General features: G+C 27.3%; 29 protein-coding genes and 3 pseudogenes. 24 read left to right on the forward strand and 8 right to left on the reverse strand.

Going from position 1 to position 25,113, the window contains the following annotated elements; translation table 11 throughout:
- Positions 1–384: 384 nt before the first annotated feature.
- The 12 genes and pseudogenes from ACWPWS_RS13300 (at position 385) to ACWPWS_RS13355 (ending at position 8,971) form a co-directional block, all read left to right on the forward strand.
- The gene (locus tag ACWPWS_RS13300; RefSeq protein ID WP_209785956.1) at positions 385–792 is read left to right on the forward strand and encodes a hypothetical protein; all 408 of its coding nucleotides are present in this window, start codon (positions 385–387) and stop codon (positions 790–792) included.
- A gap of 52 nt (positions 793–844) precedes the next feature.
- Positions 845–1,405 (forward strand): hypothetical protein, encoded by a 561-nt coding sequence (locus tag ACWPWS_RS13305; protein WP_454046809.1) that lies wholly within the window; start codon positions 845–847, stop codon positions 1,403–1,405.
- Positions 1,406–1,675: 270 nt separating this feature from the next.
- Positions 1,676–2,187, forward strand: a pseudogene (locus ACWPWS_RS13310) (ATP-binding cassette domain-containing protein).
- Between the two features lie 182 nt (positions 2,188–2,369).
- Positions 2,370–2,906 carry a hypothetical protein gene (locus ACWPWS_RS13315; protein ID WP_454046810.1) on the forward strand — a complete coding sequence of 179 codons (537 nt, stop codon included), beginning with the start codon at positions 2,370–2,372 and terminating at the stop codon, positions 2,904–2,906.
- An 11-nt stretch (positions 2,907–2,917) separates the two neighbouring features.
- Positions 2,918–3,244 carry a thiol-disulfide oxidoreductase DCC family protein gene (locus ACWPWS_RS13320; RefSeq protein WP_209785960.1) on the forward strand — a complete coding sequence of 109 codons (327 nt, stop codon included), beginning with the start codon at positions 2,918–2,920 and terminating at the stop codon, positions 3,242–3,244.
- Positions 3,245–3,254: 10 nt separating this feature from the next.
- Positions 3,255–4,112 (forward strand): GLPGLI family protein, encoded by an 858-nt coding sequence (locus tag ACWPWS_RS13325; protein WP_209785961.1) that lies wholly within the window; start codon positions 3,255–3,257, stop codon positions 4,110–4,112.
- A 504-nt stretch (positions 4,113–4,616) separates the two neighbouring features.
- Positions 4,617–5,552: pseudogene (locus ACWPWS_RS13330) on the forward strand (phage integrase SAM-like domain-containing protein).
- A 612-nt stretch (positions 5,553–6,164) separates the two neighbouring features.
- Positions 6,165–6,443, forward strand: coding sequence for a hypothetical protein (locus ACWPWS_RS13335; protein ID WP_454046811.1), 279 nt, complete (start codon positions 6,165–6,167; stop codon positions 6,441–6,443).
- Positions 6,444–7,647: 1,204 nt separating this feature from the next.
- Positions 7,648–7,794, forward strand: a complete 147-nt coding sequence (locus ACWPWS_RS13340) for a hypothetical protein (RefSeq protein ID WP_454046812.1) — start codon at positions 7,648–7,650, stop codon at positions 7,792–7,794.
- An 89-nt stretch (positions 7,795–7,883) separates the two neighbouring features.
- On the forward strand, positions 7,884–8,198 hold the full coding sequence (locus ACWPWS_RS13345) for a hypothetical protein (RefSeq protein WP_454046813.1): 315 nt from the start codon (positions 7,884–7,886) through the stop codon (positions 8,196–8,198).
- A gap of 151 nt (positions 8,199–8,349) precedes the next feature.
- A complete protein-coding gene (locus ACWPWS_RS13350) occupies positions 8,350–8,550 on the forward strand; it encodes a hypothetical protein (protein WP_454046814.1) in 201 nt (66 codons plus the stop codon).
- 82 nt (positions 8,551–8,632) lie between these two features.
- On the forward strand, positions 8,633–8,971 hold the full coding sequence (locus tag ACWPWS_RS13355; RefSeq protein WP_454046815.1) for a hypothetical protein: 339 nt from the start codon (positions 8,633–8,635) through the stop codon (positions 8,969–8,971).
- Between the two features lie 1,235 nt (positions 8,972–10,206).
- Here the strand turns inward: ACWPWS_RS13355 and ACWPWS_RS13360 are convergent.
- From ACWPWS_RS13360 to ACWPWS_RS13380, 5 genes are all read right to left on the reverse strand, one after another.
- A complete protein-coding gene (locus ACWPWS_RS13360) occupies positions 10,207–10,434 on the reverse strand; it encodes a hypothetical protein (protein WP_454046816.1) in 228 nt (75 codons plus the stop codon).
- A 936-nt stretch (positions 10,435–11,370) separates the two neighbouring features.
- On the reverse strand, positions 11,371–11,787 hold the full coding sequence (locus ACWPWS_RS13365; RefSeq protein WP_454046817.1) for a hypothetical protein: 417 nt from the start codon (positions 11,785–11,787) through the stop codon (positions 11,371–11,373).
- 208 nt (positions 11,788–11,995) lie between these two features.
- A complete protein-coding gene (locus tag ACWPWS_RS13370; RefSeq protein ID WP_454046818.1) occupies positions 11,996–12,244 on the reverse strand; it encodes a hypothetical protein in 249 nt (82 codons plus the stop codon).
- A gap of 1,466 nt (positions 12,245–13,710) precedes the next feature.
- The gene (locus ACWPWS_RS13375) at positions 13,711–14,070 is read right to left on the reverse strand and encodes a hypothetical protein (RefSeq protein WP_454046819.1); all 360 of its coding nucleotides are present in this window, start codon (positions 14,068–14,070) and stop codon (positions 13,711–13,713) included.
- 549 nt (positions 14,071–14,619) lie between these two features.
- Positions 14,620–14,808, reverse strand: a complete 189-nt coding sequence (locus tag ACWPWS_RS13380) for an ATP-binding protein (protein ID WP_454046820.1) — start codon at positions 14,806–14,808, stop codon at positions 14,620–14,622.
- Between the two features lie 343 nt (positions 14,809–15,151).
- Here ACWPWS_RS13380 and ACWPWS_RS13385 point away from each other — a divergent pair, with 343 nt between their 5' ends.
- The 11 genes and pseudogenes from ACWPWS_RS13385 to ACWPWS_RS13435 all read left to right on the forward strand — a co-directional run bounded on the left by ACWPWS_RS13385 (position 15,152) and on the right by ACWPWS_RS13435 (position 20,962).
- A complete protein-coding gene (locus tag ACWPWS_RS13385; RefSeq protein WP_454046821.1) occupies positions 15,152–15,328 on the forward strand; it encodes a hypothetical protein in 177 nt (58 codons plus the stop codon).
- A gap of 589 nt (positions 15,329–15,917) precedes the next feature.
- Positions 15,918–16,001, forward strand: coding sequence for a hypothetical protein (locus ACWPWS_RS13390; RefSeq protein ID WP_454046901.1), 84 nt, complete (start codon positions 15,918–15,920; stop codon positions 15,999–16,001).
- A gap of 622 nt (positions 16,002–16,623) precedes the next feature.
- Entirely contained in the window at positions 16,624–16,794 is a 171-nt protein-coding gene (locus ACWPWS_RS13395; RefSeq protein ID WP_454046822.1) for a hypothetical protein, read from the forward strand.
- Positions 16,795–17,345: 551 nt separating this feature from the next.
- Positions 17,346–17,519 (forward strand): annotated as a pseudogene (locus ACWPWS_RS13400) (TOPRIM nucleotidyl transferase/hydrolase domain-containing protein); the annotation flags it as partial.
- Between the two features lie 384 nt (positions 17,520–17,903).
- A complete protein-coding gene (locus tag ACWPWS_RS13405; protein ID WP_454046823.1) occupies positions 17,904–18,062 on the forward strand; it encodes a hypothetical protein in 159 nt (52 codons plus the stop codon).
- Positions 18,044–18,376 carry a UvrD-helicase domain-containing protein gene (locus tag ACWPWS_RS13410; protein WP_454046824.1) on the forward strand — a complete coding sequence of 111 codons (333 nt, stop codon included), beginning with the start codon at positions 18,044–18,046 and terminating at the stop codon, positions 18,374–18,376. Before ACWPWS_RS13405 ends, ACWPWS_RS13410 begins: the two co-directional genes overlap by 19 nt.
- 47 nt (positions 18,377–18,423) lie before the next feature.
- Positions 18,424–18,771 carry a UvrD-helicase domain-containing protein gene (locus ACWPWS_RS13415; protein ID WP_454046825.1) on the forward strand — a complete coding sequence of 116 codons (348 nt, stop codon included), beginning with the start codon at positions 18,424–18,426 and terminating at the stop codon, positions 18,769–18,771.
- 263 nt (positions 18,772–19,034) lie between these two features.
- Complete coding sequence (locus ACWPWS_RS13420) at positions 19,035–19,376, forward strand: hypothetical protein (RefSeq protein ID WP_454046826.1); 342 nt, start codon at positions 19,035–19,037, stop codon at positions 19,374–19,376.
- A gap of 245 nt (positions 19,377–19,621) precedes the next feature.
- On the forward strand, positions 19,622–19,990 hold the full coding sequence (locus tag ACWPWS_RS13425; RefSeq protein ID WP_454046827.1) for a hypothetical protein: 369 nt from the start codon (positions 19,622–19,624) through the stop codon (positions 19,988–19,990).
- A 279-nt stretch (positions 19,991–20,269) separates the two neighbouring features.
- Entirely contained in the window at positions 20,270–20,620 is a 351-nt protein-coding gene (locus tag ACWPWS_RS13430; RefSeq protein WP_454046828.1) for a hypothetical protein, read from the forward strand.
- A gap of 12 nt (positions 20,621–20,632) precedes the next feature.
- Positions 20,633–20,962: a hypothetical protein gene (locus ACWPWS_RS13435; protein ID WP_454046829.1), complete on the forward strand. Its 330-nt coding sequence runs from the start codon at positions 20,633–20,635 to the stop codon at positions 20,960–20,962.
- A gap of 89 nt (positions 20,963–21,051) precedes the next feature.
- Here the strand turns inward: ACWPWS_RS13435 and ACWPWS_RS13440 are convergent, their stop codons facing one another.
- The 3 genes from ACWPWS_RS13440 to ACWPWS_RS13450 form a co-directional block, all read right to left on the reverse strand.
- A complete protein-coding gene (locus ACWPWS_RS13440) occupies positions 21,052–22,050 on the reverse strand; it encodes a DUF4365 domain-containing protein (RefSeq protein ID WP_454046830.1) in 999 nt (332 codons plus the stop codon).
- Positions 22,051–22,164: 114 nt separating this feature from the next.
- Entirely contained in the window at positions 22,165–23,538 is a 1,374-nt protein-coding gene (locus tag ACWPWS_RS13445) for a hypothetical protein (RefSeq protein WP_454046831.1), read from the reverse strand.
- 26 nt (positions 23,539–23,564) lie between these two features.
- The gene (locus ACWPWS_RS13450) at positions 23,565–23,957 is read right to left on the reverse strand and encodes a P-loop NTPase fold protein (RefSeq protein WP_454046832.1); all 393 of its coding nucleotides are present in this window, start codon (positions 23,955–23,957) and stop codon (positions 23,565–23,567) included.
- 555 nt (positions 23,958–24,512) lie between these two features.
- Here ACWPWS_RS13450 and ACWPWS_RS13455 point away from each other — a divergent pair.
- Positions 24,513–25,112, forward strand: coding sequence for an antirestriction protein ArdA (locus ACWPWS_RS13455; RefSeq protein WP_454046833.1), 600 nt, complete (start codon positions 24,513–24,515; stop codon positions 25,110–25,112).
- The last annotated feature ends 1 nt before the right edge of the window (position 25,113 follow it).

Raw genomic sequence — 25,113 nt, forward strand, 5'->3', positions numbered from 1 at the left:
TAAGGATTTAATCACTGATGCTACATTTTTGAAAGCAGCTCCGGTGAATCAGATATTTCAGCTATTTGGTATTCATCAGTCTACTATTTTTCAAAACATTAATATTATTCTTAGTGTTATATTATTGCTAAGCATTTTATTTGCCTTTGGAATTTTCAGGTATATCACTCCATTATTGTTATATATCTCTGTGGAAATAGTTCAAAGAGCCTATCCTTTTATATTAAATGGTGGTGATAACTTGCTGAAGTTTCTTTTACTATACATGATTTTTACAGATTGTTACAGATATTTTACCTTGAATAACAGTACCGAGCAAAAAAAAGACAGTATCAGCTATTTTGTCAATCAAATATCGGTTTTATCATAAAAATTCATTTATCTTTGATTTATTTCGTTTCTGCCATATTCAAATTCAATGCTAAAGTGTGGTTCAGTGGTGTTGCCACTTATTATACTTTGCAATTAGAAAGATTTAAAGGAACAGAAATGAATAACATCTTAGCAAAAAATGGAATTTTTGTAACGCTTTCCACCTATATTACGTTAATCTGGGAGTTAGCATTTCCTTTTCTTGCCTGGCATAAAACCGGGAAATACGTTGTATTCGCTCTTGGAATACTGATCCATCTGGGAATTTATATTTTTATGATGATTCATGATTTTGAGATTCTATTTATGATGTGTTATGGTTTTTTCATAAGTGATGAGGAATGGAAAAAAGCAGGAGTTTATTTTCAAAAAATTGCATTGCTATTCAAAAGAAAAATATTTAGTAAAGAATATGCTTAAAAGATATCTGAAACTGAGATTAAAATTATTACTTAAAGCTTCAAACCAAAGTATGGATATTGGTCTTTTAGTAAGTATAATACTTTTGTTTTTGGTCTTTTTTAAAACAAATAACAATAGTTATTATGCATTAATTTCATCAACTGTTTTATTTATCATTCACTCTACACGAAAGGATATTAATTTTTTAAAGAATATTTTAGGAAAGCAATTCTATATAAGCCTTGCATTAGAATATTGTATAATTTGGACATTCATAAATTTATTTTTCATTTTTAAAGAAAGCAACTTTGTCTTTTTGGGAAATGTTTTTTTATGCTTCATTTTGCCCTTATTAAAGTTTAAAAAATATGTTGCAAATCCAAAATTTATCAATAAAATTCCAAATGCCTTATTAGAATGGAAAGCTTACATCCGAAAGAATATTGTAATTTTCTTTTCTTTTGGATTATTTTCTGCTTTCTTAGGATATCATCCGGCAACTTTACTAATATTAGGATTATGTTGGCTACACATTCTCCTGCATGTATATTCACTCCAGGAAAATAAAGAAATTCTCATCCTACAGTTTTCAAAATTGAGATTAGAAAAAAAATCATGTCTTCCTTTTTGATTTGCTGGATGATTTCAATTCCGGCAATCATCACCTTTGCATTTTTAAATCCTTTACAAAGAGAATATATAATTTATTTCAGTCTTTATCTTTTACTTTCAAATTATATCATTGTTATTCATAAGTATATAAGTTATAATGAAAAAATAAAGACGACCCATGTCAATGATGCAGACTTTTTCAAATTTGCCCTTATTATTGGGTTGATAATTCCAGCAATAATTTATATAATAAATAATAGAAAATCAGCCTTAAAGAAAATTGCTCAATATGTTTAGGATACAAAATATTACAGTGAAGTATAACGCCAAAGAAGTTATAGATAACCTTAATTTAGAAATAAATGAAGGGCACATATTTGGGGTTTTAGGAAGAAATGGTGCTGGCAAAACAACTTTATTTGAATCTATTTTTCAAAATACAAAATACAACGGGCAGATATTACTACAAAATCAACCTTAAGTAAAAGAGATATTTCTTATCTGGAATCTGAAAATTATTTTTATCCTTACCTATCAGTTAACGATATTTTAAGTCTGTTTATCAATGAAAACGAGGATGAAAAAATGAAAAAACTGACAAATTTCTTTAATATTCCAACAGATGCTATTGTTGAAAAGCTTTCATTAGGAACAAAAAAGAAACTTGCAATCCTTTGTAATATTTTAATTGACAGGCCAGTATATTTATTTGACGAGCCATTTAACGGACTTGATTTTGACAGTGTCGAAAAATTCTATTTTATTATTGATGAATTAAAAAAAGGAATAAGATCGTCTTAATAAGTTCTCACATCATGGAAACTCTTACCCATTGCTGTGATTATATCGGTCATTTACAAAATGGAAAATTCGTTAAAATTTATCTTTCAGAAGAATACCATTTAATAAGGACGCATCTTACAGAAGATATTCAGAAAGATTGGGTCTCTTACACAAACATTTAGCATTTAAAACTAATTTCTATGGACAATAATCTTATTTCATTGGAGTATATTTTTATTACTTCAATAGTGATCGCTTTATCCTTTACAGGATGTATTTATGGGCTTGCATACGCTCTTTCTTATGATAATTTCAGTATGACGGCTGTTGCCTTTTTCCCTGTTTTTTCATTGCTTATTGCTTTTATAATAGCCGCCGTTATTTTGTTTCTATCCTTAAAGAAATATAAGAGTGTAGAAGAAATAAATCATATCGCAAATTTTTATTATATCATTTGTACGTTTATCCTAAGCAGCATTATGATTTTTTTAATTGATGTTTTCGTCTATGCTTTAGTTGATAAAACGCTGTCTTTAAAATATGCGGAAACATTGCAGATTATATCCAGACAATATGCGGTAACCTCAAAAAATATTGATTACATGAAAAGAATTCCATTTATTCTCCAAAGTGGCGTGATGATATTTACAGGTCTGTTGGCAGGATCATTTTCTTCGCTATTCATTTTATCACAATATAAAAACATAAAAAATCATTCGGACTTACAACCGAATTAAAATTTCACAAAATGAAAGTTATTATTTATGATTCTGAATGTAAGTTTTGCACCCGGTTTTCAAAATGGAGCCAATCAAACATTGAAACACTGGAAATCACGTCCGTAAGAAGCAAAGAGGCAAGAAAAATTCTTCGTGATAAAGGAATAAAATTTATAGATCTTCAAACCATATATTATGTCAATAACAATGAAGTTTGGGTAAGATCAAAGGCAATATTTGAAATATTGGCCAACTTTACTTCTCCCTGGAGGTTTATTTCTTTTTTCTCTTTTTTGCCTACTTTTTTTACAGATTTTTGTTATAAAATTTTTGCAAAATACAGATACTATTTTTAAAAATTACCCTATGAAATACTTATTAATACTACCATTATTTTTCTTAATAACGATCAAAACCAAAGCCCAGGAAATAAATCGCTTTTTTTATGAAGTACAATATAAACCTAAAAAAGATTCTTTAAGGAATGAAACAGCGATGATGGTTTTGGATATTAAAAAAGATCAATCAATCTTTAAAGATTATCAATTAATCGTTTCAGATTCGATCTCCAACGAAGTATTTAAAAAAATGCAAAAAACAGGTATCTATGAAAATCAAACAGCTCTTCCCAATGTTCGGTTTACCTATTCTGTAACAAAAAAACATCCTGATATGGAAGTTCAATATACTGAAGATATTATGAACGGATTGACTCCTATTACATTTGGCTATCAGGAAAAATTAAATTTTGATTGGAAAATTCAGAAAGAAACACAAAAAATCGGTGAATATAATGCCCAGAAAGCAACATTAAATTTTGCAGGAAGAAAATGGACTGCCTGGTTTTGTAAGGATCTTCCTTTTAATGACGGCCCCTATAAATTTAATGGTTTACCTGGATTAATTGTAAAAATAGAAGACGATCAACAACATTATTCATTTACCTTAAAAGGAAATAGAAAAGCTAAAGATAGCAGTGAAGATTCACTGGTTAAAAAATTTACCAGTGGTAATGTGAAGATCGTAGAAAAAGGGAGATTCACAAAAACATTCGAAAATTACAAACAAGACCCTTTAGCTGCCATGAGAAGTGAGCTAACCCCTCAATTATTAGGTATGACAATGCCTGGAACAGACATGAAGGTAAAAGACTTTATTGAGAAGCAAGGGAAAGAAATAAAAGAATCTTATAAGCTTAACAATAATCCTATTGAAAGAGAATAAAATATTTAATAAAAAGTATAGGCAGGGCAGTTTTGTCCTGTTTTTTTTGTCTTATTATTTCGGAAACTACAAATCCAGAAAACACACCTATCACCTGTTTATCAAGAAGTTACAACCATATATACTATCAATAATTCACTTCTCTTTTCCCATAAGATTTTACCTTAAGTAATCCTTAAAGATTGCTCTGTTTACCTCAATTGTTGCACAAATTTCAAATTTGAAAAATGAAAAAAGAGTTCAGTATTGCTGCAGTTAATAAATAAAAAAAACACTCACATTTCTGTAAGTGCTTGATTTTATTGTGGTCCCACCTGGGCTCGAACCAGGGACCACCTGATTATGAGTAAGGGATCAGGGTATTTACTTTTGTTTACTTTTATTCATAAATACATTGTTTTACAATTAATTACAATTAAAATTCATTTTGAATTTTGACTTATTTTTACTATTTTTGACCTTTAACCTTGACCCAAAACTTGACCTATGGCAACAACACAACTCATGCTCCGACATAAACCTAAAGCAGACGGAAGTCTTCCAATTGTTTTCAAAGTATATCTAGGCAATAAATCTAAAGTTATAACTACTCCATTTTCCGTACAAGAAAATCAATGGGATACTAAAAATAAAAAAGTGAAATCATCTCACGGCAAAGCCCGTGAAATTAATGAATCTTTGAAAAAATTAGACACCCGTCTTAATGAAGCTATCGTAGAACTGGAATCCGAAGAGCTCGATTATAATTTAGACGACATTGATGCAAGGTTTAGAACACAATCCGCAGGTAACAAAATAAAATCTATTTCTGTGAAAGAATTTTTTCAACAGAGAATTGATGCATTAAATGAGCTTAGTAAATTCGGATATGCCAAAACAATTAAAGAATCCATGCAATCGTTATTCAAATTTGAAAAAAATATAGACTTAAGATTACAGGATATTGATATTGAATTTTTATCGAAATATGAAAATTTTTAAGCAAAATCTTGTAGCAATACAACTATCAGAATCAGAATGACCGATTTAAGAACATTATTTAATCTTGCTATAAAGTCGGGTTATGCAAGAAAAGAAGATTATCCATTCGGCAGTTACAGTATTCAGAAAAGATTGAAAATGCAGTCTCGTAAAATAGCATTGAGCGAAGAACAGTTTTCAATGTTTAAAATTTTTGATTGTGGAAGTTTTCCCAAATACACTAATACTTATAAAATGTTTTTATTTTCTTACTACGTTGGCGGTATGAACTTTAAAGACATGGCATTCTTAGAATGGGATGATATAAAAGGTAATCGTCTGTACTATACCAGAAGTAAAACAGGTCGGGACTTCAATGTTCCTTTGAGATCAGAAGCATTGGAAATATTGGAATATTACAGAAATTACTTAAAACCAGAAGAAGTAAAATATATCTTTTCCTGTTATCTTAAAAAATAAACTTTCAGATAAGCAATTGTACGGAAGGTATAGAAGATGTTTAAAAATCTTTAACTCTGATTTGAAATTCATAGCAGAACAAACGGAGATTGATGAAGATATAACCAGTTGCGTAGGGAGACATACTTTTGCCACTCACTTAAAATTTAATAATGTTTCTGCGGATGTATCGCTAGTCAGGTAATGGGACACTTCGTTTCTGTTACTAATTCATACCCGAAAGATTTTGAGGATGGCATTATTGATGATGCTTTTAGTAAATTAGTATAAAATTTTTCTCCAATTGAAAAACATAAATACATACGACAAAATCTACAATAGAATAATGCGCATTCGAATAGGGGGATTAGATGGCATTAAAAATCTGATTGAGCAAATTTATATTTAGAATACGGATATATTAAGGATTTTATTCCTCAACAATATAATTTAAGATACCAAAATCTAAATGATAAGGGAAAGATCATTGTCATTAATGATATCACTGGCCTCAATTATGAAAGTCAAATAATTTGGAAAACGTGATGATTTTGAATATTTCAAATTGGAAAGTATCTCTATCTGAGGAATTTCCACATATTTTTAATAATTCTGTTGCTGATATAGAGAAAAGTGAATGACTGGCATTTTGATATATCATCATATGATATAGCTCCTTTTTCTTATAGCCTTTCCGATAATGATTTAATGGTAAATTGTTACGGATTACTCAAAAGTCTTGTTGATGATTTAGAAATTGAACCCATTGGTAAAAATAAAATTTTCAAAGATATTATTAACCAATTGCAAGAATCTATTGAATATAATAGTGTGTTTTTAGATGCCAATGCTACAAAAGATGATATCTATTTACTTACTGGAAAATCACTTTGTTATATCAGCAAGTATTAACAATGATAAAAATACATTTTCTCAATATCTCAATCTCTCAATTTTTGTAAATCCAGTACATTCTAATTCTACTCCACCACTCAATAATACAATCAAACAAACTGTTTTTGAAAACCTGATTTTATTGGGCAACTGCATGAAAACCTCTGGACAAAAGGATTTATTGACGAATCTTGTACTAAAGAAGTATTTTTACAGCATTTTTATATAGATATAATTCCATCAGAACCAATTATACTGATTGGTAAAACCCAATCTGATTTAGCACATCTGATTGATTCTCTAAGAGACTTTTTCAAAGAAGATTATCAGATAGCACATTTTTTAATAAGTTTTGGGCAGAAAGATTTCTGTTTTTAACTAATAGTAACAATCAGATTCCAAAAATTAAAGACAAAAATAGTATTAGCAGAATTATTAGTGAAGTGAAAACAGGCAATAGACAAATCAACAAAAATTAACACAATTGCTGAAATTGTTGAAAATTTAAGAACCTATTCCGCAGTAATTCCACACAATCTTAACAAAAAGTTTTAAAACTCCTTTATACAGGAGTTTTATTTCTTTTTGTGGAATAATCTATTCCTCAAATCTTCCTCAAAAATATACAGAAATTGCAATTGAATTTATATAACAATAAAAAGAAAAATTATATGATAAAAAATTGTAAATGAATTAAGAGAAATTTAACGAACATTGCAAGAGAATTAAAGTATTTGAAAGAAACAGTTAAAATGTCAACTATTCTTAATAAAGAAGTACTAGATGTATATGAAGCTGCGGTACTACAGGATATATGTAAGTTATATACATAAACTTAGTAGTGTAGGAACAGATTTACCTATCTACTCATCTTCTGGCAATGGAAAACTTTACTTTAAAAGATTAGAATTGTTGGAATGGATGACAAAACACAAAAGAAACAATTTTACTGATTTCCAAAATAATGTAAATAAATATTTGGCAAGAAAGACAGCTTAATTATGGAAAACACAAAAATACACAGACTTTGTTTAGTTTATTTTTCTTTTTTGACAGTTTGGTTTAGATTGCGCATAATAATCTTGTTAATCATTCAGACAGTCAGATTTAGACCTCAAATAATAGCCTAAAATCAAGTAAATTCTCAAACAATATAAAACCTCAAAAAATATAGCAAACAAGCTGTATGAGCTATCGCTATATCCTTATTCTAAATAATAAAATGATTAACAAAATAAACAATTGTAAAAACAGAGCTATTGTAAGCTCATTTAATAATATTGAAGAAGTAGTAAATTTCATTAAATCTCCACCTCAAGAAATTGCTATTCAATATGTAGAAAATGCCAGAAACCTAAAGAAAATCTAAAGAATACAACTACATTAAGATCAACAAATTACCTGCAATAACAATTAATTTTAATTTCTCAAATAATTATATATCAGGGAAAAAATGTTTTGAATCCTACAGGATATCTTTATCTCGATGTTGATGGAATGACCGAACAAGATTTTGAGATTAATACAACCTATATATGTGCATACTGGAGAAGTTTATCTAACACAGGAATGACATTAGTTGTGAAAGTAGATGGATTAACTCTAAATAACTTTAAGGAAGCTACCAAAAAGATAGCTAGATTATTAGACATACCTTATGATGAGAAAGCAGTATCAATTGATAGGTTGACCGTTCTTCCTTATGACAGACATGCATACTTCAATAGTAGCACAGAAATTATTCCAGTATTTCAATTGTTATCATCCGATTGACAGTTTCTGATGAAAATGATGTTACAAAAAATACCCACTACAATAATAGTATTAACAATTATAATATTAAAAAACTGTCTAAATACGATTTAAGCGTATAAAATTAGATTTGACAATTTGGATGAACTCATAGAATCTAAAAATATAGAATATGACGAAAATGGTTTTCTATGATTTTGGAAAGGATAGTAAATTGAGATATGCTAAAGTTTTTGTTCCTTTTACAGCTATAGAGTCAGATAAAAGATACTATATATTAGAAAAAATAACTCTTCAATTAGTCGCTTTAAATAAAAAAGTATCTAAAAAAAATATTTATGGTTGTATTAATAAATTAACAACAACAGAATGACTCCTCCTGTTGAAAATAATTTTGTAGAAGATCTTTTAAATAAGATATATAAAAATATAAAAAGAGATTGAACCTAATTTTAATGAAGAAAGAAGATTTATTTATGATAAAACAAAGTATCTTACTACAAAGGGAAAAAAGAATCCTAAATATGAAACAACTCGGAAAGGATAAGTCTAATAAATCTGTAGTTGAATTATTCAAAGTAATGAAGGAATGGAATTATAGTATATATGGCAAAATTACCATCAAAAGTCTGTCAAAAATAGCTTCAAAAAACAGAAAGACTGTCCAAAAATATTATAAAGAGTTAAAGGCTAAATTAATCCCAATTATGGACCAAAACATTAAAAATCAAGAAAACATCTTGAAATATAATTTCCAATTTCATAGAAGGAAAAATTTTGTTCAAAGCATGTAATGATGAATATTTCAAATTCTTATAAGACTCAACATTGGAGGTTTTCTTTATTACAACTACAAGTTAATTATAAATCAATTAATTCCTATCCAATTATCTAATTTATAATAAATATCCATTTGTCTATTTGTGTTCTTCCTGAATCATATATCTTGTTATTCATTTTTTATAGCTTCTATGACTTTTTGATTTTCTTCTTCTTGAAGATCTGTACCATTCTTTGCATATGTGAGTGTTCCCCAAAAATCTCGTATTATGCTCTTCGGTAATTTTTTCGTAAAATTTGAATGCCATATCGTTATACTGATCTCTTTGAATTAAATCAATAATTTGACGAATGACATTATCTGGGGAGATTTTCGGAATAATTCTTTTAAACAAAAATTGTTCTTCAAAAATTTTAAATATATCTTCGTTTCCATGCCCAGTTTGTTGTAAGATCTCAAGGTTCTCCAAAAATTAAACAATCAATTATATTTGATTGATCGTGAGAGTCAAAGGTTTTAATTAATTTTGTCCACATCTTTTTAGCCGATGCCAAGTTGCAAGTAGCATTTGCTGTATTGTATAAAAGTCTTCAAATAGTATTCTTTTCAGAAGAATTATTACAAATAATATCCCATAAAGTTCCATTCTTTCCATTCTTGAGTAAATCCAATAACTCCATTACCTATAAAATTTTCTAAACAAATTTTGAAACCTGCATTATTTTCATTTAGGAGAATTTTATACATAATTTCAAACCAGAAATTACGATTTTTATGATGTAAGGCTAACCACCATAAAGGTTGGGGAAATCCGCAGAAAACATTTAAACAGTCACATAACAGACTATCGTTTACATTTGATAGAAAAACTTGTTACGTTCTTTCATTAAATAAATCAATATTCCCTAAAATTTTTCAGTCAACTCTTTGGTGGATTTTCTGTAGTTAATATAACAGCCTTAATCCAACGTAGATCCATTCTATTACCGTCTAATATTGTAAAAATTTGTTCTTTTTCTAATTGAACTATATATTCCCAATTATTTAATGCCCATTTTAAATTAGATAATAAGAAACTAGTATCATAATAATTAATTAAATTTGAAAAAGATTCTCTTTCTAATTTCTGAATTATTTTTAGTTAATGCCAACAAATCTTCCATTATAGACATTTCATATTCGTCAATAATTTTATTTTTTGAAATTTGAAAATCTATTCTTTATACCAAGCATTCAAAACCTCCATACCTATTTGATATCTATATATTTAGTAGCTGTAGACATGGTTGAACTAAACCTAGCCCCATTTAAATAAATTTTTAAGGGAATATTATTTATAATTTGCGGATAAATAACACCCCACAAATTCCATAATTCTACAATTTGTTTTTGATTAAATTTTTTCCATTCAATAATTGATTCACTCCCGTAATCAATTGAAAATGTTGCTATAACTTCATAAGCTCTAATAGCCACATCAGTTCGATTTAAAGATTTAACGATTAGGCTATTACATATAACTTTCAATTCTTCTGAAAAATTAAAACCAATTTTGTATTACAGCACTTATTAAATTAAATATAACTGTAGGATGCTCATCTTTAAAAAAGAAACTCTATAAATTTTTCATCTAAAATATTTTGGTTTCTAAAAATTTCGTATAATTTCAGACCTTATAAAAGCCCTTTTACTTGCAGAAGTATTACAAAATTTCTTTATCAATAGCATTCTTTCCTTTTTTTGTGTTTTAATATACCCCCAAATTTCATAGCTTGACGGAAATTCTTTTTGTTTCAATTTATTTTCGACTTCCAGACACTTTGCTTTTATCCAAGCTTAAGGACAAGTTTTTCATGCCGCCTCCACCATTCGTTTTAAATGGTATTTGATTGTTATACCATTCAATATCATAATAATCAGTTCCTCCTTTTTGTATTTTAAAGATTATTTTTTCTTGTTGCTCTATATTTAAGTCTCCAATTATTTTTGTTAAAAATAAAAGGGAATTATCTTCAACTGCTGGAAAAATAGAATTTAAAGCTTTAAACTTAATTCTATTACTTGCGATCTAAATTCAGGATTAATCTGATTATAGATAAAGAATAAATTTCTTTGAAGCACAAAGCTGTTTGTTCATTAAGGCAGGAAAATACTTTTTTTGTATAGGTCTAATTTCTCTTCAAGATAAATAGTGCTTTTATCGAGAAAAAGATTTAGTCCTGCACTTAAAAAATTTGAGTGGGTTGTGATAACTATTTGTTTTTTAATTGAAATTAAATTTCTTTTTCTAGATAACCTAAATCTTTTTTAAGCTGTATACTTGGAGTGAAATTTTCAGAATAAGAAGGAAAATCAGATTCGTTTTCGTCTAGGGAGTGAATATATACATCTTCTCCTAAGCTTGAAGGCAATTCAGTATCTGAAGAATAGATATATACTAAATCTTTTGAAATCAACTCCATAAACTGAAGAGGATGATACAGATAGTATTGATAACAATTGTGTTGAAGATAGATTTGATGTTTCCAGTTGATTGGCAATCTCTCTAGAATTACTTTTAGCAATATGTACTAGTTCACTAAAATTTTTACCCTCTAATTTTTCTATATCCTCACTTGCTAAATATCTAAGCTGTCCAATTTGAAGCTGGCTTTCATTTTGTGATTCTATTATACCTTTTTCAACTGTTTCAAAAATATTTTTTGTCAATGAATTCTCCTTTGATATAAACTCCCAAAAAGGAAGCAAAGTTTCTATATCATGAAGAGTTAAATCAAACCAATTTACTTTCCCAATTGAACATTCTTCTATCGTTTTGGTATTATTCACATCAAACAAAAGTTCTATACGACTGTTATTATTAATAAATGATGCTTTTCTTTAGTATCTAATAACTCCAATACTTTTTAATATTTCCGTAAATTTATCTTTAGTTCAACATGACCAAAAGGGTCTGATAGGAATTACTATTTTATTATCTAAAATATTGGTTTGCAGAAATTTTTTGATATTAGCAATTTCATCGTGAATAAAATAATTATAGCCCTTCAAGACAAAAACTCTCAGATATTTTTTTTGCCAACTCAGTCTTACCACACAATGAAGTACCTGTCAATAATAAGACATAATCTTTTTCAAGTTTTAGTAATAAACTTTTCTCTTCATTTCGGGTTTTATATAATGGATCAACAAATGGATTTCCTATCTTATTTAATTCTAAAAGTTCTTTTATCCTTTTACTAATATCAAATCCTTCATCTCTTCCACCTAATACAACCTGTATCAATTTCAGATAAATTTTCTTCAGTTTTTGATTGCGCAATTTGGCATTTGCTATTTAAATATTGTAAAACTGCCGTGTCGACCTTTTCATCAGTGAATTCTTCTACAATTATACATCTTCCCAATAAATCTTTAACCATTTTATGGTTAAGCTTCAATGCTTGGTTATAACAAAATTCGTTTCCTTTTTTTATTAAGGTCAGTATCTCCTATTTTTATTTTTTTAAGTTCCTTCAAAAAAACTTGATAATTCTTTAGAAGTAAGAACAGCAGCGGAATCATTTATTTTGTTATAGTCTTTTTTTAAAAATACACAGAATCACTACATCTTGAACGAGTTACAAATATAACTTTTTAGTATTTTCATTATCTATAAGCTTCTGTAATAGATTATTATTGCTTGTACGTTCCTCAAAATGGCACAGCCACTTTATTAATTGAGGTATTCCTAAAATTCCTCCTTGACTTGTATTTCAATAAACTGCTTAGTAGAATCTTCATTTTCAATTTCTATTAAAGCACTTTCACTCCCTATTTTTTCTACACATACATCTTTGTAGAATTATTTTCTCAGAAATAATGCATTTAATACTGTAACTCGGTATTGATATTCATAACCTTTTGGTCCAGATAATTGTATACTCATTTCAGGTTATTAGCTTATGTTTTGTTATAATTATAAAATTAATTGTAGAATATTTTATTGATAAACAAAAATTAGATTACAATTTTTTTCTGAGTACTTAATATATCTTGTTCTGTAAACTCTGAGTATCGTTCAGAAAGTTTATCTCTGAGGTTAAATAATCTTTCTTCAGAAGAGTCTACAATTTGAGCAAAAATAAACAAATTTGAACTTTACCCATTTCAACATTATTAGAGTTTGAAACGGTATGATTAGGTTGTATCTTTTCTGAAAATGATTCGCCAACTAAAAATGCATTTATGTAAGGATTTCCCAAGTAGAGTTCCACAGTTCATAAAATCTTCATTAAACTCAATGTTTGATTTTTCCGCCGAGTTTATATCTTCTTTAATTCTATAATTAAAACTTTTTTGATATTTGAAATACTTGTTTCAGTATCATAATCATTAATACAATTTTATTGAAAAGGTGGAATCTCCCATTACAACGATATCTGGTCTTTTTTTGTTATTGTTGAAATTATCCTTTAATGACTTTCTTTCCAAAAACTTTCATACTGTAGTATAATCGATTATTGTGTAGGAATATTCTGAGAGTCGTATTCAGGACCAAATATCCATCTCGCACTAGCAATTAGTGGATGTAAAACATGAAGCTCATCAACTGTCTTGTCGGATGATAAAATTTTCTATGGATTCTATAACAGAAATTCTTTTATCAATTTCATCTAAAACAATTAAAGCATCTTTTATTGACCAATTATCCAGAAGCTTATTCAAACCATTTATATCTTCGCTTGTAAGTGTAGAGATCTTTTGAAGAATTCAGAACCATTCCGTATTCTCTAAATTAATCAATGTTTCCATTGCAAGATTAATTGATTCTTGCTTAGCAGTTGGGTTTGTTTTAGTAATATGATCTAATGCTTCATTAAATTCATATTTTGCCAATGGTGTAAGAGATGCATAATCTTTATTATAGTTTTGCTTAACAATTTTCTTTGTTTCTTCAACATTTTCTATTGCAATTTCGTTAAAAATAATTCCTATTTCTTCCGACAGTTTTTCAAAAATAAAATCTAAGTCTCTACTTTTTTTGAAGCCAGACCAATCTTCTCTAATATAACTTTCGAGATCATTTGTTTGAATAATAACAGAATATTTTTGCTTCCTGCGTTCTCCCATCTAAAATAATATTTGTTCCCAACGCCCATGACGGTTCACCAATTAATCTACCCGATTGCCAAATTGCCACACCTTGATAAAGCGTGTTTTTTCTTGATTTTTTAGTATCTATTAAACTTATAATGAAACTACATTTCTCTATTTCAATTGGAATTGTTTTAACTACGCCCGAATGATTTTCTAAATTAATTATTTTTTTATTTATAGAAATTTTAAAATTAGGATCATGTAAAATCTAGCGGAAATAATATTATTTATTTCAGAAGATTTGGGAATATTTTTTTTAACAATTACTTCCAATTTTGTCCCAGGATATCTTGATTTTGCAAATTGTTCCTTTTTTATTATAAATGGCTCTGTATCATCTTTTGTAGTAATAGTAAATGTCGATTCCTTGCCATCTTTATTAGTGATTATTTTATATTCATCATTAAAACATAGTAATCCATGTCTTCCAACACCGTTTCGACCATATAACTCTTTTTAGGATCTATAATTTCTAAAATTCAACTTTTTTTCCTTGATTTTTCAATCTGTTGTACCCAAGTTTCATCCAACGAGCCTTTTGAATTCATCAGCAGTTAATCCAGTACCATTATCTTTTATGATTAGTGGCTGCCCATACTCATCTGGCAAGCAAAACATCGACTCTTCAGTTGCTCCTGCATCCCACGCATTTGCAACTAGTTCAGTTAAAGCAATGTCAGGTTGAGATCCTAAATTGCCCAATGTTCTCAATAAAAATCTTCTTCAAATAAAGAACCTTGTACAAAATCATGTTTTTTCATTGTGTATTAGTTATTAGTTTAAATAGTAATATTAGACGTTGATCATAGATTTAGTATATAAAACTAATTATTTTTACATAAATATCTACAAAATTAATTATTCAGCTCTCCAGTAAATGTGCCTTATTTGAATATCAAAATATTGCAAATACTTAAAGATAAATCCATATTACTTCACCTAAGTTAGGACATAAATATAAGTATCTCATATTTAGAAATTGATTTGTAATGATATTTATTTAATTTAGTGATTATTTGAAGTATAATAATCGAAATAAAAAATTATAAAATCCATGAATTACACATTAGAAGAATTAAAGAAGCAATTAATATCGCTTAATTACGAAAAAGAAAATGAAATTGAGATGTTGGATAAAGTAAGTTTAGATAACTATCTTGATAAACAATTAGATGAAATTAATTATTTGATTGCTATAAATATTGATAATATGAGTGGATCCCAAAATTAAAAATATTTTTGACCTTGCAAAATCCAAAGAAACTACAATCGTATCAGGTGAACTTTAGATTTAATTTTAAAATAATCTTCTCTATAGAATTAAATATGAATTAAGTAAAATTTAATTTTAACAGAATTATGAAGCACCCTTATTCTAGTATAGATGAAATTAATAAATTTCTTTAGCGAACAAAACTTAGAAGAACATGAAATTTTTAACGCTGATATATCAATAAATACATATTTAAATAGTATAGATATTAAAACGAAGGTCATAATATCTTTTGCAGATACATTTAATTGGGTTGTAGTAACTTTTATTGAAAGTACACCGGTTGTGATTTGTATCCAACTGTGTTTAAGGCAAAATTTGATGAAATGGTATATGAAAATGATAAATACCTTCTTATAAAAGGTTGTCACTCGAATAATAGAAAAATTGGAAATTATAAAATAATTATAACTCCAAATCGAAAAAATTAAAAAATACTGAAATGAAAAAAAATAAAAATATAAGCATAACCAATATTGAATTTCAAATTCTTCCCTAAAATTTAAAAGTTTAAAATATTAATAACCATGAATATAAAAAAACTTTTATTAAAAACTTTAGAATACTCTCTGATTTTCAAATTGATTTAGAAGATGAAATTTCGTTGGTTATAGGGAAAAATAACTCGTAAAACTTCTATTCTTACAGTTCTGGATAAATTTTTAAATCAAAGTGATAAGAATAATTTTTTCAATTGAAGACTTTAATTTGTCCTTTAAAACAACAATTGCAAATTCTTATTGAAGATCCTACAGAGCCTTTCTGAAGAAGAGTATCTGAAATGCTACAATGGTATTTCATTAAGAATATTAGTATTGTATAATAATACTGATAGTTTCATCAATATTCAAAAATTAATGTTAGATCTTGATCCCGAAAAATAACCATATTGTATTAGGATTTGATTATTATTTAAGTTATAAAAATTATTTAGGGAATCAGGAAAGATTTAGCACAATATAGACATCGTGAAAATGTTAAAAAAGCTGATAAGAGAAGCCATGAGCCTCCTTTTAAAAATATAATGTAAAAGGATTTTCGGAATTTTTCAAATTACATTATCAAAAATATTTTGAAACTAGGAAAATCAATTTTCTATGACAAGACTTCACAAAAAATAATTGAGGATAACTATATATTAATTGAAGACTTGAAAATCTCTGATTTTATTAGCTTTAAATACATTTCAGCTAGAAGAGATGTTACTAATAAAGAAACAGATAAAACATTATCATTACAAACTTCAAAGATATATGAAAGAAAAAGAAAATGATGAAAATGAAGCTAAGAAAATAGATGATTTTCATGATACTATAATTAATACTGATGAAGAACTATCAAAAATTTACAAAGTCTTTTTCGAAGATATAATTGAGAAAATAAAAAGTCTAGGTGGAATACGTGAAAATGAACTACAGTATTGAGTGTGTGCTTGACAATACAGTCCTTAGAGAACTTTTAAAAAGGTAAATACAACTGTTTATTATAAACATGAAAACTGTCAGAGATCTACCAGAGCACTATAATGGTTTGGGATACCTAAATCTTATAAGTATGATCTTTGAAATTGAAATAAAAATATGAGTTTCAAAAGATCTTTATTAGAAGCTCCTGCAGATATTAATTTATTATTTATAGAAGAACCAGAAGCACATACTCACTCCACAGATGCAATATGTTTTTATAAAAAATATTAGAACAATTGTGGGAGATAAAATATCAAAAAAAATTAAAAACATTGATAACATAGAATTTGAGATTTGCTGTAGTTTACAAACAATAATTTCTACACATTCTTCTCATATTGTTGCAGATAGTGATTTTGATGAAATTAAATACTCTGGAAAAGACAGATACTATAACTTCTTAAAAATTTAAAGGATTTAAAAAAACTCATATGATGAAACTGGAAAACAATATCAATTTCTAAACAATATCTTACTATAAGTAGGGCAGAAATTTTTTTTTTGCTGACAAAGCTATTTTAATAGAGGGAGACACGGAACGCATACTTCTACCAACAATAATGAAGAAAATAGACATCGAGCTATCTCACTTGATAAAGAAGACAAAAAAATCCCACTATTATCTCAAAATATTTCAATCATCGAGGTTGGAGCTTATTCTGAGATATTTGAACTTTTTATAGACTTTATAGGTGTAAAAACTCTTATTCTTACAGATTTAGACAGTACACAAGGGTCAAAAAACTAAATAAAAAGAATGAAGAAATAATAGTTAACGAAGCTTGCAGAGCGGCAATAGGAGAAGATTACTCAAACCCAGCACTTAGATTTTTCTTAAATAATAAAACTCTCGAAGAATTAAAATCTCTTACATTAAAAGATAAATGTTTAATTAAAACAGATGATAAATGGATTCAAAATGAAAACGGAACTACATGTATTAATTTATCAAACTGATTATGAAGGATATACTGCAAGAAGCTTTGAAGACTTTAGTTATACCACAAAATAAAAATTTAGTTATAAAATAGATAGTTTCAAAGGAGTTAAAAATCCTAGACATTTTGATGATGAAAATAAAGGATTCTTATGATCTAGCAAATGAATGTATTAATAAAAAAACCCATTTTGCTTTAGATATCTTATATCATAGTAATGATGATTATTCTAATTGGGAAATTCCTGAATATATAAAAGAAGGTTTGTTATGGTTGAAAGAGAATTAAAAAATGAAATAGATCAAATTTTTGATCATATAGAAAAAGGAGATAATTTCTTATTAAGCGGGGGAGCGGGAAGTGGAAAAACATATACATTAGTGCAGTGTATAATTGGAATAATTGATAAGTTCCCAAATCATAAGATTGCTTGTATCACATATACAAATTCTGCTGTTAAAGAAATTGAAGAGCGTATAGATCATGAAAATTTACAGGTTTTAACCATTCACGACTTCTTATGGGATTGTATAAAAAATTTTCAAAGCGAATTAAAATATGCAATAGTTACCCTAGCTAATAATCCTTTGCAGAAAAAATAAATATAGAAAATCCTAGTTTAGAAATGTTTTCCGAAGGTGTTAGATATATGGAAAATCTAAATTTATCTAAAGGAATAATTTCACATGATGAATTATTAGTAATTGCTGAATATTTATTTGAAAACTATGAAAAATTATGTGATATAATCAAAGACAAATTTAATTTTATATTGATTGATGAGTATCAGGATACTAGCGAATTAGTTATAAGGATTTTTCTAGATCATTTCAGAAAGGGTTCAAAAAAAGAATATAATAGGTTTTTCGGAGATGCAATGCAATCTATTTATGAAGATGGTATCGGAGATTTAAATAAGTATAAAGAAAATGCGGGTGGTTTGGTTCAAGAAGTTAAGGTAGCTAGAAAACAGAAGAAGTCCACTGAATGTAATTAATTTAGCTAATAAAATAAGAAATGATGGTCTAGAGCAATTACCGCAATTGGAAAAAACAAACCCTATTCCCCCAAATATGAATGAAGATGGCACAATTAAGGAAGGGGAAATTAGATTTTTATATTCTGCGGAAAAATAATTTGGATAAAGTTAGAAAATATTTAGAATGGGATTTTACTTATATGATAAAGAAGGGAATTTAAAGTAAAAGAGTTAAATCTAACTCATAACTTCAATGCAAAAGAATCTCAATTTGATCCTTAATGGACATTTATAACAATGACCAAATATTAGAATATAAATATCTTGTTGATGTCTTCTTAAAAAATAACCCACAAATTCAAATAGATGAAAATGATACTTTTGGAGATGCAATAGAAAAATCTGGGCAAGTTCCTAATGGTGGTAAAATGTCTGACTTCATTAATGCAAATATTGATCTATTTAACAAAGCTAAATCATATAAGTTTAATTTGTTTAGAAAAATTTACTTAAATAGTGATATTCTTACGGACGATAAAAAACAAAATGAAAAAGACTTAATCAAGAAAGGAACAAAAAGAGATAACTTATTAAAACATTTATTTAAATCCAAAATTGTATAAGGCTATACAATGAAAAGAGATATAATGAATTTTTGAAAATTACAGATTATAAGATTAATTCAATTGAAGACAAGAAAATATTACAAGATCATATAGAAGCCTCTTTCAAAAACTGATGAAAAAACGATTGGTGATGTAATTGAAAAAGCAGATGAATATAAATTCGTTTATGCTGACGATAAACTCTATGAGTTTATACAAAATAAGCGATATGTTTATAATAGAATTTCTAAGGTTAAATATTCTTGAATTTACTAATTTATAATTATTTAGAAGGGTTTATTCCGTTCTCAACCCAACACAAAACAAAAGGAAGAGAATTTGAAAAAGTCCTTGTTATATTAGATAGAGGAGGTTGGAATAATTATAATTTTGAATATGTTTTTGATGATGGTACAGTGTATAAATCTTTAGTTGAAGGAAAATCAAAAACAAAATCAAAATTGTCAAGTTATCCTAAAATAAAAGAAAGAACGGAAAAAATATTTTATGTATGCTGTACTCGTTCTAAAGAAAAACTAGCTGTTTTCTATCATAATCCGCAACCATCTGTTATAAACACTGCAATAGCTTGGCTTGGTGAAGAAAATACCATAAATATTGATGACTTCTAAAGATTGAATCAAAATTTATATATTTGTAATTCAAATTTTATCGGAAAATAAAAGTGTAAAAACTTTTGCTTTTGTTCTGTGAATCGGCAAAATTCTAAAATGTTACAAAATGCAAACAGTTCAGCACACTTGTCATATGGCAAGTGGCTTATCATGTTTCTATGTAACATAGGCTTTGCCGAGCCTTCAGAACTAGAGCAAGTGAGAACCACTTGCTTTTCTATTTTTCAGAAAAGCTGTTTACCGAGAAGCTAATCATAAATTCAAAAATTAAATTATATGAAAAAGTTTTTATCAGCATTATTGATAACAGTTTCAGCAATTGCATTTGCCCAACAGACAGAAAAGGACAACAAGTGTGATCTTCCTAAAAATTATCAAGAACCTCAGCCTGACAAAAAAATCCAATCATGGTTAAAACGTGCTGATGCTACCATTGAAGATTTAAGAAAGCATATTGCTGTTGAAAATGACTGTACCGAGAAAGATGTAATCTTTTTAAGAATTTCAGAACAGAAAGGAAACGGAATGTATTCGGTATGCGTAGCAGGCAAGCCAATGAAGTATAAACGTATGGGGACAGTTTTTATGGGTGCAGGAGAGAATCCTTTTGATACAGTTTCTAAGTAAAATAATATAATTATGGCAATTCATAAAGTTAAACAATACAGGTATTATTTTACAAAACCCTACAGTCCAGTTTCGGAGAATGAATATGTGCAATTAAAAAGAAGCCTTCCACCAATCCCCGAAAATCCTTCAACAGCAATTTTGAAAAAGTACTGGTGGTGTATTCTACTTATTCCAGCTTTTCCCATATTATTTATATTGGCTCTCACAGGATTGGTGGACGAAATAATTAGTTATAGTGACTATATAAAGGATAAGAATAGATTTGTCCAAAGGTATTTTCATTTAATTCATACTTCTAAAAATTATATAGAGTTTGTTGAAGGCTATAAAAAAATATAAACTAAATCTAAAGAGTGATGATAAATTACTGATAGGTAATTCGGTTATCACTCTTTTATCATGAATGTTATTAAATTGATTAAGCTATTTTATTTTTTACTTTTTTTAATGGTAGGTTCTTCGGGATATGATGATAATAAACTTATAAATTTTGGTAAATACCATTCTCTAGATAAATCTTCATATATTGTTCCTAAATTCGATAATTGATGCCACATAACAAGTATTTTTTCTCTAGCTTCCTTCGCATCGAATATATCCTGCTCCAAAAACATCCTTAATTCATCTAAATTATTTTTCATTACAGGTAAGATTTCCCATTCATTATGATTCCAAATATCTAATTTATCAATCTGGTCTATAAAAAATAGTGCTTGTTGGTAAAGTTCAATATCTGAAATTTCTTTATTTTTTTCTAATTCATCTCTCATTGTTATTACTGGAAAATCTTTAATTTTTAACAAATGAGAAATCTCATTTTTTTGGTAAGAAAATTTAGAAAATGCTGAAAGGAGTTTTGCTCGTTTTCCATAAAACTTAAATGCATTATTGCTAACAAGTTTATCCTTCAAATTATTTAATATGGGTATTTTTATTGTGTAATATTCTTGTTCACCATAATTGGGATTTCGAGGAAGAATAATTTTATCAATATAATCATTAAGGCATAAGAAGTAAGTATCTTGATTAAAAATATCAACTAAAAATAGTAATACAGATACACTCCCTCCTAAAGTTTGAATTGTATATATAGAATTGGTATCCATACTGTATTTTATGACATCAAGCTCAATATATTTTGATTTATCTTCATTCCATTTTCCTTTTGCCACGTTACCAACAGGAAAAATTTTATCTCGTTTAATTTCTGCTCTTTTTATTGATTTTACCTGTACAAAAATAAATTCACCAAGTGTCTCGTATATATTTTCTTCTATTTTATCAAAAAGCTCAATTACTAAATCAATTCCATAATCAGGTCTGTTAAATTCTCTAATAACATTCTCCTTTGGAATAAGAGCTTTAATAATTTGATAGGATTCGTCTTCCATTATATGCTGTAGCACTCGTTGCTTTTTTCTTGCCATTTATTTATAAGATTAATTATAGAAATATAAAGTCAATTTATTGCGTTAAGCTTAAAAGTAACTTATTAAATTCAGTATAAACGAAATAATCTAACCCATTTTTAGAAATATTTTTTACTTTTTTTGAATCCTTATTTGTAATTGCTTTAAAAATGAAATTTCTTCAATAAAACTTCCAAAGGAATTTGATGAATATCGATATTGAATCAATTTAACAATTTCCCATTTAGTCAAATTATTTGCATTAATAAAGAAGTTATAAAATTTTTGAACATTAAAATGGTTTAGGATGGATGATGATGACCAAGCGCTATCTTTGTTAGTAAGTTTATGGTCAAAAAGTTTAAAATCAGTATAATATAGATTTTCAAGATTCTCAGCTTCAAGAAGAATATTTTTTAATCTTATTTTTTCATTAATTTCAAGACAAGCATTTTTAATTGCTGTAAAGTTTTTAAAGAATTCAGATTTTTTGTCAACTTTAAGAAACATCTCAAGGTGAGGAATAAATACATAATTATTTATCCCCTTCTTTATCCCCATTATAACTCTTTTTTCTAAGGTTTCTAAAGATTTAAATTTTAAAGGATTATCAAATCTTGCTAAATAGTAAAAGATAGTTGAATAATCACCAAGTTTGTAAACTCCCTGATCTGTATATATTAATAATTGCTTTGTCAATTGTCTATATTCTTTATCATTTAAATCAAAAATATTAGAAGGGCTCAACTTATTGAAAACTAAATAGTGTTCGGGAATATTTTGATCTTCAATATTATATATTGTTTTTAAATCCTCCAAGAAATCCTCGCTTTCAAAAATTTTCTTTCCAATAATAAAATTATAAATAGATTCAAAAAAATGATATTCTGTGTCTTTATAATATTTTTCAAGAAAAATTTCTGTATATGTTTGTTTATATTCTTGCGCTTTGTTATTACTATTTTGTATAGCTCTTTTTAGACTTAATTTCCTTATAGCAATGGCAGTTAAACTATTTTTTGAATCACTAACATCTTGTTTATTATCACTGGATAAATCACCATTTCTATATTCAATAGAAACACTAATAATAAATCTGAGAGCCTTTTTCAATATACTATTTTTATTCTGCTTCAAAAATTTATGTTGATTAGAGATGAGTTCTATTAAATAAAAAACTTGTTTGAAATAAAGTAGGATAAAATTGAGGGTTCGGAGATTATTAGAATTGGTTTCAAATACCTCCAAAAAGAATTTTTCTTCTCTTTTCAAAAAATCTGTATAGAACATGTCTCCACTGAATTTGGTTTTAATAATATTATCGTAAACAGACTTTATATCAGGATTAAATTGAATTGTATTTCCTATAACTTTTTCTTTCAATTTATCAAACTTTTCTTTTTCCAATTTACCACTATTAGCAATAACTATTATTTTAGCATTGTTGCCCTCTGTTAGAGAATTTATAAATCCAATTAGAATTTCAATATTAAAGTCTGGATCCATTCTTTCCAAGTCATCAAAACAAATAACTAAACCATTAAAATTAATAAGGTCTTTTTATCAATACCTATCTCTGAAACAATGTCATAATATTGATCTATATTTTTAAATTTCAATATTCCTTTAATGAATATTTTAGCAATTGCAGCACTTATCTTTACTTTTTTATTTCCTAAAATAGGATATAACGAGAGAAGTATTTGTGATTGTATTTCGTCAATTGATGAAATACCAAACAATGATACAACTATAGATTTATATTTCTTTTTATTATCAAAATAAGTGGGAAAAGTCTCAATTTCTTTTTCTAAAATATTTTTGTAATAATACGTTTTACCAACTCCCCAATCTCCCGTTATTAACAGTGAATTATTAGTTTCATTTTGTAAATAGAATTTGATAATCCCATCTAGATGTGTCATGTAATTTATATTTAAAATAATTAAATTTCAAAATACAATTTTTCTTCAAAAGAATGTAGCTAGAAAAGATAAATTTTGCTATTTAAAAATACAAGGGTCAAAGGAAAGGCAACAAAATATATCCTAGAATTCATAAAAAAAATGAAGCAATCCTTTATAGTAGAATTTACCTCAATTTAACACCAATAAAATATTTGAGTGTAGGGATATTCCCCACTGAATGTAAAGGTATACCCTTAGGCGAGGTCTTTTTTCTATCCCCTACCCAAACTGTCAACATTTTTTCAAAAGTAAGTTTTACTTTATTTGGTTTTTGTAGATCTGTTTTTATTTTCCACTTACATTTTCTACTGGCTATACTCTTTAAACTATATGTCTTATTGATCTTTTTTTGACAGTTTTTGTTTTTTGCGGTTTGTACTTAAAAATATTTTAAAAACTTTAATTTTTAGATTAAAATCTCTGTCAGTTGGCATGAATATTGACTTTATTAGTATGGCAAAGAACTATTTCAGGTTCTTTTTTCTACATAGATTTTCACAATATATATAAAAAATGCCTAGAAGTATTGGCGTACTGCTAGGCAAGTCAATAAATTTTAAAACCAACTTAAAACTTATCAACATGACAAATTTAAAAAATTGTCTTGATTCTTGCAGTATCTATGTAGGAACATATCAGAAGTACAACAACAGAAACCTTTACGGAAAATGGCTCAATCTTTCGGATTATTTAGACTATGACAAGCTATTAGAAGCAATGAAAGAACTTCACCAAGACGAACACGATCCAGAATTTATGTTTCAAGATTATGAAAACTGTTCTTTTTTTGAAAAGCTAGGATTAATTGCAGAAAGTCATTTATCCAATGAAATATTTGAAATAGCAGAGCAAATAAATGATTCTAACTATGAACTTGAAATTTTTGAGGCTTATGTAGATTGTATTGGAAAAATGGATTTTCAAAGTGTTTATGATGGTGTAATAAATTATTATATTGGTGAATATTCAGACGATGAAACATTTGCACAGTATATTTTAGAAGAAAGTATTCCTGAAAGTTTGCCCAACTATATTTATATTGATTGGGAAAGTACAGCAAGAAATATAATGTGTGATTATTTTGAAAGTAACAGACATTATTTCCGAAGTTAAA

The sequence above is a fragment of the Chryseobacterium sp. Marseille-Q8038 genome (assembly GCF_965111995.1).